Consider the following 12,202-nt stretch of genomic DNA (forward strand, 5'->3'; position numbering starts at 1 on the left):
CAACTTGCTTCTTTAATTCAAATGCATATCTCTTTTTTTTACTCATTTTATAAACCACTCCCCCTAATCCCTATTATCTATCATAATACAATCTGGGTTGTGCGGTTTTCTAAAATTGTCTACTATATAGGTACTATAGCAGGGGGTCGCGCGGTTTCAGACCTACGCCGCTCATTTTCAACAAAAAAGACTGCTCCACTAGGGAACAGTCTTTTTTCATCTATATTAAAATACAAAGGGGTAACAGGAAACAACTTAACCAAATCGTCCATTAATATAATCTTCTGTCCGTTGATCAGTCGGTTCATTAAAAATCACATCTGTACGATCATATTCAACCACTTCTCCATCAAGGAAGAATGCTGTTCGATCTGAAATCCGTGATGCTTGTTGCATATTATGCGTTACAATTACAATCGCATAATCATTCTTTAGCTCACGAATCAATTCTTCAACTTTCAAAGTTGATTTCGGGTCAAGCGCTGATGTCGGTTCATCCATTAAGATAACATCAGGTTCGATTGCAAGACATCTTGCAATACAGAGTCGTTGTTGCTGACCACCGGATAAACCGTAAGCATTGTCGTGAAGGCGATCTTTTACTTCATCCCATATATATGCGCCTCTAAGACTCTTTTCAACAATTTCATCGAGAATCATTTTATTGCGGATCCCATGAATTTTAGGCCCATAGGCAATATTTTCATAGATTGATTTTGGAAATGGGTTCGGTTTTTGGAAAACCATTCCGACTTGTGTACGTAACTCTTCAACTTGTAAAGATTTATCAAAAATACTTTTTCCTTTATAATGGATAGCCCCTGTTGTTCGAACTGAAGGAACAAGTTCTACCATTCGATTCAATGTCTTTAAATACGTCGATTTTCCACATCCAGACGGTCCAATAATCGCTGTGACCTCTTCTTCACGAATATCAAGATTAATATCCTTTAACGCCTGTTTCTCGCCGTACCACAAATTTAAATTTTGTGTATCGAAAACAACTTCTTTCTCTTGTCCTGGTGTTCTTAACACTTCAATATTTGCCCGTTTTTTAACTTCTGGGCGTGGAATAGCTGTCATTACACCTGCCATGAGAAACACTCCTTTTCATAATTAATAACGTTTTTGAAACTTATTTCGAATCACAATAGCCGTTGTATTTAATAAAAGAAGGACAAGTAATAAGATAATGATTGTCGCTGATGCGAGATATGCATATTCTTCAACTAAAGATGAATCTAGTGTCCAATAATAAATTTGCATCGGTAAGACAGTAAATTTATCAAAAATACTGCCTGGAAACGGAATGAGTAAAGCTGGAATTCCGATTACAACAAGTGGTGCTGTTTCACCAATAGCCCGTGACAAAGACAAAATCGCTCCTGTTAAAATGCCAGGAAGGGCTGCTGGTAAAATAATGTTTTTAATCGTTTGCCATTTCGTTGCTCCCATCCCATATGATGCCTCACCTAAATGGTGGGGTACCGCCCGAATCGCTTCTTGACTGGCAACGATTGTAATTGGAAGAATGAGTAGAGACATAGTTAATCCCCCAGCAAGAACGATGTTTCCCATGTCTAATGCACGGACGAAAACCGTCATCCCTAAAATCCCATAAACAATGGATGGTACACCTGCCAAGTTCGCAATGTTTGTTTGAATAAACGCTTGGAATTTACCTTTTTTAGCATATAATTCGAGGTAGATTGCCGTCCCGACGCCGAGAAACATCGTTACCGGTGCCACAACAATCATTAGCCATAACGTTCCGAGAATCGCCCCTAAAATCCCAGCCTTTTCTGGATCAGTCGACAATTTCCCTGTTAGAAAGTCCATATTAATCCAACTAACTCCATCAGAAAAAACACGGTAGATTAGGATTCCTAAAACGACAAGGCCGAAAATCGTTGATAGGAAGAAAATTATTTTAGCAAGTGTATTAATAAACAACCGGATACTCATGCGTTTATGCACTTGTGCGGCATCTATATACTTCATTTTAAATTCCTCCTGGGTCATATCAATACTCTTCCTTAAACTTACGTGAGACATAACGAGCAAGTAGATTCATGAGTAATGTAAAGACAAATAATGTCATCGCAACAGCGTATAAACTGTAATAAATGGTCGATCCTGCTGGAGCATCTCCGCCTGTTACTTCTACAATATAGGCGGTCATCGTTTGCATGGATTGAGTAAGATCGAATGTGAAATTTTTGGAGCTTCCGCTAGCGATCGTAACAATCATTGTTTCACCGATTGCTCTTGAAATTGCGAGAACAAATGAAGCGACAATTCCAGAAAAAGCAGCTGGAATAACAACACGTGTCGCTACTTCTAATTTAGTTGCTCCAAGTGCTAACGCGCCTTCACGCATTGTATTTGGAACAGAACTCATCGCGTCTTCAGAGAGCGAAGCAATCATAGGGATAATCATAATTCCCATAACAATCCCTGGACTTAGAATGTTTGTTGTTTCAAGTCCCGGAATAATATGTTTTAGCAATGGTGTAACAAAAGTGAATGCAAAGAACCCGTATACGATTGTCGGAATACCTGCTAAGATCTCAAGCAGTGGTTTAAATGTTTTTCGAATACGATCAGAGGCAAATTCACTTAAGTAAATAGCTGTCATTAACCCAATCGGTGCAGCTACGAACATCGCAATCACGGTTGAAGTCAGGGTTCCCATGATTAATGGTAGAACACCAAACTTGGGGTCTTGGCTTAGCGGTTTAAGGACCGTTCCTGTAAAGAATTCTACGATAGACACTTCTTTAAAAAACTCAATTGTCTCTGAAAACAACGTATATATAATCCCAATTGTCGTCAATACTGAAATGCTTGCAATGAGAAACAATAAAACTGGGATGGCTTTTTCTAGTTTAAGAAATAGATTCTTGGATTGTTTCTTTTTAGCAATCAATTTCTGTACATCAACAGGCTCATTATTTGTCTGCATAATAAGTTTCCTTTCAAACCAATGATTTCCAACCTATACTAATTAAAGGAACAAGATGAGAACGGTAAATTGTCCTCATCTTGTATGATTATATGCTTGTCTGTAAATTACTTTAGACCTTCTAGGAATGAAACACTTTCTTCAACTTCAGCATCTGGAATAGGCGCGAAACCAGTTTCTCCAGCAAAGTTATTGATATTGTTCATAACATAAATCGCATAATCAAGAACTTGTGGTTTTTCTTTTGCATTATCCACGTTTAAGTAAGTAAATACTGGACGTGTGAAATCTGCATAGTCACCATCTTCAGCGATTGTATCAAGTGAAGGTTCAACGGCTCCATTACCAAAGTCAACGCTTACTGCTTGTAGTTTATCTGTGTTATTTACATAGTAACCAAATCCGAAGAATGCAATTCCGTTTTTATCTTCTTCAATCATTTTTACAAGCGTTGGATATTCTTGTTGTAAATCAACATCATCTACTAAATCTTTTTCTTCTAAAATATTTTCATAGAAAAATTCATATGTTCCATGGTTTTCATTTGGTCCGTATGTGTTGATTTTTTCATCTGGCCAATCTGAGTTAATATCAGACCATTTTGTTACGCCACCGTCAGCAAGGAAAATCTTCTTCAAATCTTCAGCTGTCATTTCAGTCGCCCAGTCATTTTCCTTATTAATAACAAAAGTAAGTCCGTCAAGTGCTACCTTTAATTCTTTAACTTCCAAACCAAGCTTGTCAGCTTCTGCTTTCTCTTCGTCTTTAATTTGACGAGAAGCGTCGTTAAAATCTGTTCCGTCTTCAACTAAGAATTTTTTAAATCCTGCGCTTGTACCAGCACGGCTAACTTCTACTGATACACCTGATTGTTCGTTACTCATATATTCTTCAGCTAATTTCGCCATTAATGGATAAACTGTTCCAGAACCATCGATGACGACACTGCCTTCTAAGTCGGCAGCTGCTTCTTTATTTTCTTCTTTATTATTCTCATTATCTTTTTGTTCTGTGTTGCTCTTGTCTTCCCCTTCTTTTTCTTTCTCTGAGTCTCCTTGACAAGCAACAAGTGCAATTGCTAATACAGCAATCATCAAGGCCATGAAAATGTTTTTCAACTTCATTAAAATGTCCTCCCTTTTTATTAGGAAATATGTCTTTCGAAGGCCTCTCTCCTTCAAGTTCAAGTATAGAGAAGAAGTATTAAGGAAGTATAAAGCGATTGTAAAGGTTGTGTAAATTTAGGAAAGAGATGGATGAATAGTGATATAAGTCACGCGTCTTAGCGTTCAATACAGATGCTAATTAATGATTCTTAAATAACATAATAAGTAGAAACCAATAGTTCTTTAGGACTATAAACATTCCTAACAATATATAGTTCATGCAATTTTTAATAAATAGAAATGTCAAATTTATGAATGCTGACATCTTCGTTAAAGTAGTGCCAAACCTATTGTTGCAAGCGTTTTGGCCCGTTATAATAAAGATAGGAAGTTCATTTAACTCACCTCATTAAATAAAAATTGTGAGGGAATCATATGAATAAACGACTGCAAAACTTAATGATGGTCACCATTATTTTATGTTTTCTTCTTTTACCATTCTCACTATCACTTAGCTCTAATCCAACTGTTACCCCATCTGTAAATAAACATAAAGCGCTAGCTGCCGCTAATATAAGTTTGCTAGAAAATCAAAAATTAACTGCTCGTTATGAAAATGGAAAACTCAAATTAACACTAACAGGAACTCCTATACTACAATTGGGCCTAATTAATAAGCAAAAATTTGTATTCAAGCTCTCTGACGAACTTAAATTTGCATTGGAACACCCGCACTTCAAGGAAGCAGCACAGATTAACTATCGGATTCCACTATTATTAGGGCTTTTACCAATTAAAGGGACAATCAAAGGCAGCTCATTAGTAGTCGATCCTTCATTAGGGATGGTAACAGGAGAGAAAACATCTGTTCTAAACTTATCACTCGTTTCTTCATTATCTGCCGCATTAACGATTGACTTAGATCAACTAGGCATTTCTTCTTTACCACCTCAGCGTGATAGGATACTTACCTTTTATGGGCTTGCTGCCAAAGATGCACTCATTAATTTAGAAATTTTAATATCTGAAGGGGATTCTGCCCAACTTGAAACAAGCAAATTCCCTGACGCTCCTACTGTTCATGAAGTAACGGACAAAGATACAGTTGTAACTGGGGTGGGAGAACCAAAGACGACGGCAACTGTTTATACAGAAGATGGTAACAGCTATACAGGGAAAGTGGATGAGCAGGGTCACTTCACTGTGCAAATTCCAATTCAGCAAGCTCAATCATCTATTTCAGTTACAGTAACGGATAGCTTTGGTAATGAAAGTCAACCTGCCACCATCGTCGTAAAAGGAGTCAGACTTGAATTAACTGTTCCTGAAACATTACCTTTTAAAAAAACAAAGATTCAACTTCAGGAGGTACTTATTCCACGACAAGATGATTATTGGTCTGTACAAGTTAAAGATACGCGTGGCCAGGGAGCGAAGTGGAAGATTACGGCGAAAGCTCCTAATCCGCTATCTACCAAAAATGGACTTCAGCTTAATCCGAATGCACTAATATATAGAAAAGATAGCAAAGAGTATTATTTGCAGGATGGTGTATTAATTTATGAGGGTATAACTGGTGAAAACAATGAGATGACAGTTACCTGGAAAAAAAGCGAAGGTATTCTATTGAAAGTTAATCCGTCTCATGCTTTACCAGATCAAGAGTACTCTACGACGATCCACTGGACATTAGAGAATACACCTTAGTTTTACAAACCATTTAAGGATAAAGAGGAGGAATTTATCATGAGAATTGATAAATATTTAATTGTTATCATTCTGCTCATCATGTCACCATGCTTACCTGCTTTAGTTATGTCCGCTGACGCGGCTTCTCAATCAACAGGTACATCAAAAGCAACCATTACATTTGAAGAAGACACCGATATTCCAGATATTCTTGATCCCGATAATCCTGATGAACCGTATATTCCAGACCCCGATGATGACGGTGCAACAGGTCATGCCGGCCCATTAAGTTTAGATTATGTATCGTCTATTGCATTTGGTAATCACAAACTATCACTAAAAGAAGAGGAATATCAATCAACGACAATTACCCCATTTATCCAAGTAACAGATAAACGTGGAAATGCAACAGGCTGGCAAGTTGAAGTAAAAGCAACACCATTTTTCGATGATAGGACAACAACTGCTTTAAAAGGAGCGATGTTACACTTTACAGGTGGAGAATGTCTATCAAGTACCGATAACCAGTATATTGCGCCTATTCCGGAAACATTTGATTTAGCTACAGATGGACTAACAGCTAGTAAAGTTGTTTCTGCTAGTGAAAACGAAGGACGAGGTTCTTGGGTTACAAAATGGTGCGCAAAAGGAGAACCGTTAAATCACAAAGTGACATTAACAATACCTGGAGGCGTAGCAAAAGAAGGCGTGTATAAATCGACCTTGACATGGACATTGTCTGATGCACCCTAATTTAATAACTCGCCCGTTTGAAGAACGGGCTTTTTTACTGATGCTAAAAGTAAGGGGGGAGTATGATGCAACAACTTATTAAAATATGTATAGCTATTATTCTTGTTTTCTGTTCGATTGGATACTCAATCATCCCTGTTTTTGCTAAGGATAATTCTGTTGGCTACTCGGTGAGAGCTATTATTCCTGACAACCAAATCGATAAAAATCAAACCTATTTTGATTTAAAAATGAAGCCGAAACAAAAACAAACACTTTATATCGAAATCTTTAACAGTACAAATGAACCGATAGAAATAAATTGCCATATTACAAATGCCGTCACAAATCGGAACGGCTTAATTGATTATACAAATCTTAATCCAAAATTAGACGATACTTTATTATATCCAATGACAGAAATCGCTAAGCTCAAAGAAGATAAAGTCTCTGTTCCTGCTGGTCAAACAAGAGTCGTCCCTGTTTATTTGAATATGCCTACAGATCCATTTGATGGGGTTATTTTAGGTGGCATTTATTTTGAAAAAAACGTTGACGAAAAGGAAACAAAGGATGATTCCGTACAAATTACTAATAAATATGCTTATGTTATTGGGCTAAAACTAACAGAAACAAACCGAAATATGAAACCAGAGCTTCATTTAAAATCAGTAGAACCAAGCCTTGTTAATTACCGCCATGCAATCATCGCACCTATTCAAAACAGGCATCCCGTCATCATTGATCATTTAAAGATAGATGCGAAAGTTCTTGATGCTAGAGGACAAGTTGTTCATGAACAGCATGTGAAGGATTATCGTATGGCTCCAAATTCTACTATGGAGTTTGTTATGGACTGGAATCATAACAAATTTCACCCAGGTACTTACACACTCATCCTGCATGCAAGTAATGGGAAACAAGAGTGGAAGTGGGAAGAGGCTTTTGAAATCGCTAAAGCAGAAGCAAAACAACTAAATAAGGGAGCTGTTCAAGACAACAAAGACATGACGATATATATGATCATCGGTTTAAGCATAGTCATTATCATTTTATTCATCATTTTAATTAAACTAAAGAAGGAAAATAATCAGTTAAAAAAACGCTCTTAATAGATTAAAATCCTCCTCCCTACAATAAGGGGTCGAGGATTTATCGTTGTATTAAAGTATTTTTTCCCAAACACCAAGTACATCGAGCATAACGATTACAATCAAAACGGGGGCTACATAACGAAGAATATAATACCAAGCTTGGAATATCCTCTTTTTCAGCTGGCTTCCTTTTTTTAATTCTTCATATAGTGCAGATTTTTCCATTTTCCATGAAACAAAAATCGCAATTGATAATGAACCAAGTGGCATGAGTACATTACTTACTGCATAATCGGCTAGATCGAAGAAGGATTTACCAAAAACTGTCACATCACTTAATACTCCATATGACAATGCAGAAGGAATACCGAAGATAAAAATGGCAATTCCCACAATCCAGGCATACCTTTTTCGTTTATCTTGATGACCTTTCGAAAGAACGGATACGATAATTTCCAACATTGAAAAAGCACTCGTTAAGGCTGCGAATAAAAACACGATTAAAAACGCAGCAAAGAATAACATCCCAAATGGTAATTGGCCAAAAATTGTTGGTAACACATTAAATAAGAGAACAGGGCCTGCATCTGGATTTAGCCCGAATGAAAACACTGCTGGAAATATTGAAAGACCCGCTAAAATAACGATTAACAGATTCATACTGACTACCGACATTGCTGAACGCGGGAGGTTCGTTGTTTTTGGTAAGTAAGAACTATACGTAATCATGACGGATACGCCAATGCTCAAGGTGAAAAAGGATTGTCCCATCGCATCGAGCACAGCTTTTGATGTGAGCTTTGAAAAATCAGGCTGAAATAAGAAAGCCATTCCTTTTGCCGCCCCATCCAGGGTAACAGATCGAATGACGAGAATCAGAAATAAAATCGCTAAGGCAGGCATCATGATTTTTGAGGCTCGTTCGATTCCATTTTGAATCCCATGCCCGACAACAATAATCGTAATCAAGATAAATATGAGCTGAAGCGATAAACTCAACCATGGATTTTCTATCGTTTTTTGAAATAATAGTGCATACTCATCTGATTGTAAATCGGCAAGTTCACCAGTTAAGATTTTACCTAAATACGTAATAATCCAACCACCAATGACACTATAAAATGATAGAAGGATAAATGTTGTAACCATTCCCAAGATTCCAACCCCATACCATTTCGTTCCTGGAGCTATTTTTTTAAAGGAAGTAACGGCATCAGCGCCAGCCGTTCTCCCAATCGCAAACTCCGCCATCATAAGTGGAAGTGCCAAAACAAACGTAAAAAAGATAAAAATAAAAAAGAAGGCGCCCCCTCCATTTTGCCCAGCCACATAAGGGAATTTCCATATTGCACCGAGGCCGATAGCAGATCCCGCCGTTGTTAAAATAAAACCTAATCTTGTTGCAAATTGTTCACGTTGACTCAATGCCGTTACTCCTTTCTGATAATTGTCGTTTAGTTAAAAAGAATTATCCTCTATTATCTTTTAATGTGATGAAGTTGTCAACGTATGTTACTACGTTATTGTGTTTTTGAGATATAAGGTGGCAGGCATAGATAAATTATATTCAATGAACGATCCCACAAGTTCCACATAAAAAAAGAGCATCCAAAAAACCAAAATGGTTTCTTGGATTGCTCCCAAATTCTATCGATTTATCACAAAACGATTCGTATGTTCATTTAAGGATTCGGCTAAGGTTAATAACTTTAATCCAATTTCATGTGTTCCTTGAATCTGTTTCATTTGTGTATCCCCACTTGCGAGCATCTCTTCCACACTAGCTAAGGTTTCTTGTGAGACAGAGGAGAAGCTATGTGTCACACGCTCTAGTTCTGGAATAATCTTATGAAATTCATTCATTCTTGTCTCGATACTTGTGATATTTTCATCCATTTTCGAAATACCTGCCATCATTTCATCAATAGACTCTTTTGATTGATTCGACATAGACAACGTTTCTTTCGTACGTGCTAGCATGCTATCAAATTCATGGCTTGCCGTATGGGATGTTTCTCTTAAATGATTAATAGAACGCGTTATTTTTTCTGCAGCTTGTTTTGATTGATCAGCAAGCTTTCTTACCTCGTTCGCCACAACAGCAAAACCTTTGCCCTTTTCTCCTGCCCGTGCCGCTTCAATGGCTGCATTTAGCGATAATAAATTTGTTTGTTCAGCGATTTCCTGAATCGTTCCTGTAAATTTCCCAATCGAATCCATACTATCTTCTACCTGTTTAATAATCATCGTCAAATGATTAAATTCACTTTCAAATGAATCGACCATTTGAATTAATGTTGACGTACTTTTTTCACCTCGTCTGGCAGAATGAACTAAATTTTCCCGACTCATTGCTACGATACCCATATCAGTTTGAATGGCTGATACCTTTTCCTTTAGGGTATTAAATGATTCAATATTCGTTTCAGAACTACTCGCCGTTTGTTCAGCTCCTTCTTTAACGAGATGAACAGCATCTACTAAATCACCACTTGATGCTAACGTAATTTCCGATGAATCTTGCAATCGATCCCCCGTTACTTTCAGCTGTGCTGTCGTTGCTTTGACTTGTTGGAGCATACTACGCATATGGTGAATAGCAGCCCGGTAACTTTTATGTAATGATGTTATTTCAGGAATCGTTGTCTGAATGTCTTCTGGGTCATCTAGTTTACCCTCACGAACATGACGCATCATATGACGTAATTTAGTCAGTGGTGTCGTCATACTTCTTACAAATAAAATGATAATCACAGTGGACATGATGATAAGCCCGACCGTTAACCACATAATAAATGTTGCTATACCGTTGACTTCACTCATATAGGCCATTGTTGGTACAAGAAGCACATAAATACCTTCCATATCGTGAAGTGGACGGAAGGCTAATGTATAGTCCTCTTCACCTAAGCGTTCATGAAGGATACCACTTTCCTTCTTAACAATCGTATCTATGATTTGTTTCGGAATATCAGGTAATGTCTTTTTACTCAGCTCAAACGGCGTGGCCTGTCCATTTTCAATATAAAAATAATCCGATGCCATACCCTCTTTTTTTAATTGCTCTCTTTGTGAACGAATGCTTATTTCTAACTGTTGCATAAAGTAGGCATCGTCACCAACATATAAAAACTTTAAATTACTCGCAATCTGGTCCATTAATTCGACTTCACGTTGTAAACGATTTTCTATCTTTTCTACCGTCATTGTGCTCGATTTCTCATATGAAATGATTCCTACAAGAACGACAGAAATAACGAGAAGTGAAATAAACAGGATTAACAAACGTGTTTGCAAACTCATTTTTTCTAGAAGTTTTTTATGTAATGATGTTTTTAGGTATTTTGGCTTATCTTTAGTCTGTCTGGCCACACTTTCTCCCCCTTAAGTACTACCTCACGTTAAATTTTACCAATCAACCATTAAGATATTGTAAATTTAAGGTAAAGTTTTACTTAATAATTAATAGGATGAAGGGACTTTTTGATTAATAAATGTTGGCTTTAGTTAAAAAAGTGGAAAGTAGAGCGATAGCTCTCTTTCCACCTTTTACAATTTAAAAAATATGCCAATCAACGCGTAAATAATAACTGTTGAAAAAAGAATCGTCATATGAAGTAGGGAATAGATAAACATTGATTTAGCCCATTTTTCTGAGTCCATTTTTTGGTAACCAACAATGCTTAATATAAGCCATGATACATTTAAAATAAGTGCTACTAACATGAGTCCAAGACTAAGCGATTTAAACAAGAAACTAGTTGCAATTAATAAGACTAAATAAATATTTGTGCGAATATATGTCTTTTTAATCCCTTTAACAACTGGATACATCGGGACATTGGCAGCTTTGTATTCTTCGTGTTTCCGAATGGCAATCGAATAAAAGTGGGGCATTTGCCAGATAACGGAAATAACAAAAAGACCTAAAATAGCAGGATGGGTAATATCTTGGTGAACAGCAGCCCAACCAATCAGTACAGGCATCGATCCTGAGATACTACCAACTTCTGTATTATAAACGGTTGATCGCTTCGTCCACATCGTGTATGGAAAAACATAAAAAAACAAGCCTAAAAATCCTAGGATAGCTGCTAGTGGCGTTGTTAATAGAAGAACACCGATTCCGATTACAGCCATCACAATGCCAAGCCACAACACTGCTTTAGGTTTAATCTCCCCTGTTACAGTCGGCCTTTTTTTCGTCCGTTGCATAATATTGTCAATGTCGCGGTCATATAAATTATTAAAAGCTCCCGCTGCACCAATGACGAGTGCGGTACCAATGAGGGCAAAAATAAATTCTGGTAATTTCTCAGAATATCCCACGTTATATGTATAAAGTGCTAATGTGAATCCGGCAACCATGGGGATTAAGTTTGATTTAATGATTCCCGTTTTAATCGTTTGGGCCAAGATTTGATAAGTTGTTACTTGTTCTTCCTTACGCACGTCGCGTCTTCTCCCTTACTTAGTAATAAAAAATTGTTGTCAACTCCCAAATGAGACACTTACTAGAGTATATATTACATGGTATGGTTGTCAAGAAAGGTCGTATTTAATAATATGTCACCGTTATTTTTAAATAGGTATCGTATTGGAGTGGGCAATGGTAG

The 12,202-nt window shown here is 37.1% G+C and carries 10 protein-coding genes; 3 read left to right on the forward strand and 7 right to left on the reverse strand.

The window, feature by feature from the left end; genetic code table 11:
• Window positions 1-255: 255 nt before the first annotated feature.
• The 4 genes from pstB to VIG73_RS00290 form a co-directional block, all read right to left on the reverse strand.
• Complete coding sequence (gene pstB / locus VIG73_RS00275; RefSeq protein ID WP_331638187.1) at window positions 256-1,095, reverse strand: phosphate ABC transporter ATP-binding protein PstB; 840 nt, start codon at window positions 1,093-1,095, stop codon at window positions 256-258.
• A 21-nt stretch (window positions 1,096-1,116) separates the two neighbouring features.
• Window positions 1,117-2,001 carry a phosphate ABC transporter permease PstA gene (gene pstA, locus VIG73_RS00280; protein ID WP_331638189.1) on the reverse strand — a complete coding sequence of 295 codons (885 nt, stop codon included), beginning with the start codon at window positions 1,999-2,001 and terminating at the stop codon, window positions 1,117-1,119.
• Window positions 2,002-2,023: 22 nt separating this feature from the next.
• Window positions 2,024-2,965, reverse strand: a complete 942-nt coding sequence (pstC, locus tag VIG73_RS00285) for a phosphate ABC transporter permease subunit PstC (protein WP_331638191.1) — start codon at window positions 2,963-2,965, stop codon at window positions 2,024-2,026.
• A 107-nt stretch (window positions 2,966-3,072) separates the two neighbouring features.
• Window positions 3,073-4,089 carry a PstS family phosphate ABC transporter substrate-binding protein gene (locus tag VIG73_RS00290; RefSeq protein ID WP_331638193.1) on the reverse strand — a complete coding sequence of 339 codons (1,017 nt, stop codon included), beginning with the start codon at window positions 4,087-4,089 and terminating at the stop codon, window positions 3,073-3,075.
• 417 nt (window positions 4,090-4,506) lie between these two features.
• Here VIG73_RS00290 and VIG73_RS00295 point away from each other — a divergent pair, with 417 nt between their 5' ends.
• The 3 genes from VIG73_RS00295 to VIG73_RS00305 all read left to right on the forward strand — a co-directional run bounded on the left by VIG73_RS00295 (window position 4,507) and on the right by VIG73_RS00305 (window position 7,604).
• On the forward strand, window positions 4,507-5,778 hold the full coding sequence (locus tag VIG73_RS00295) for an Ig-like domain-containing protein (RefSeq protein ID WP_331638195.1): 1,272 nt from the start codon (window positions 4,507-4,509) through the stop codon (window positions 5,776-5,778).
• A 39-nt stretch (window positions 5,779-5,817) separates the two neighbouring features.
• Complete coding sequence (locus VIG73_RS00300; RefSeq protein WP_331638197.1) at window positions 5,818-6,513, forward strand: WxL domain-containing protein; 696 nt, start codon at window positions 5,818-5,820, stop codon at window positions 6,511-6,513.
• Window positions 6,514-6,578: 65 nt separating this feature from the next.
• Window positions 6,579-7,604, forward strand: coding sequence for a DUF916 and DUF3324 domain-containing protein (locus VIG73_RS00305; RefSeq protein ID WP_331638199.1), 1,026 nt, complete (start codon window positions 6,579-6,581; stop codon window positions 7,602-7,604).
• A gap of 51 nt (window positions 7,605-7,655) precedes the next feature.
• Here the strand turns inward: VIG73_RS00305 and VIG73_RS00310 are convergent, their stop codons facing one another.
• From VIG73_RS00310 to cyoE, 3 genes are all read right to left on the reverse strand, one after another.
• Entirely contained in the window at window positions 7,656-9,011 is a 1,356-nt protein-coding gene (locus tag VIG73_RS00310) for a sodium-dependent transporter (RefSeq protein WP_331638201.1), read from the reverse strand.
• Between the two features lie 222 nt (window positions 9,012-9,233).
• Window positions 9,234-10,958 carry a methyl-accepting chemotaxis protein gene (locus VIG73_RS00315; RefSeq protein ID WP_331638203.1) on the reverse strand — a complete coding sequence of 575 codons (1,725 nt, stop codon included), beginning with the start codon at window positions 10,956-10,958 and terminating at the stop codon, window positions 9,234-9,236.
• 177 nt (window positions 10,959-11,135) lie between these two features.
• Complete coding sequence (gene cyoE, locus VIG73_RS00320; protein ID WP_331638205.1) at window positions 11,136-12,038, reverse strand: heme o synthase; 903 nt, start codon at window positions 12,036-12,038, stop codon at window positions 11,136-11,138.
• Window positions 12,039-12,202: the final 164 nt, after the last annotated feature.

The sequence above is a fragment of the Cerasibacillus sp. genome (genome assembly GCF_036516575.1).
In the GTDB taxonomy this organism is placed as follows: domain Bacteria; phylum Bacillota; class Bacilli; order Bacillales; family Amphibacillaceae; genus Cerasibacillus.

Excerpts from the sequence above, each read along its gene's own strand:
- VIG73_RS00305 (WP_331638199.1), top strand. The coding sequence starts at position 6,579 with ATGCAACAACTTATTAAAATATGTATAGCTATTATTCTTGTTTTCTGT.
- VIG73_RS00290 (WP_331638193.1), bottom strand. The coding sequence starts at position 4,089 with ATGAAGTTGAAAAACATTTTCATGGCCTTGATGATTGCTGTATTAGCA.
- VIG73_RS00300 (WP_331638197.1), top strand. The coding sequence starts at position 5,818 with ATGAGAATTGATAAATATTTAATTGTTATCATTCTGCTCATCATGTCA.
- VIG73_RS00295 (WP_331638195.1), top strand. The coding sequence starts at position 4,507 with ATGAATAAACGACTGCAAAACTTAATGATGGTCACCATTATTTTATGT.
- pstC (WP_331638191.1), bottom strand. The coding sequence starts at position 2,965 with ATGCAGACAAATAATGAGCCTGTTGATGTACAGAAATTGATTGCTAAA.
- pstA (WP_331638189.1), bottom strand. The coding sequence starts at position 2,001 with ATGAAGTATATAGATGCCGCACAAGTGCATAAACGCATGAGTATCCGG.
- pstB (WP_331638187.1), bottom strand. The coding sequence starts at position 1,095 with ATGGCAGGTGTAATGACAGCTATTCCACGCCCAGAAGTTAAAAAACGG.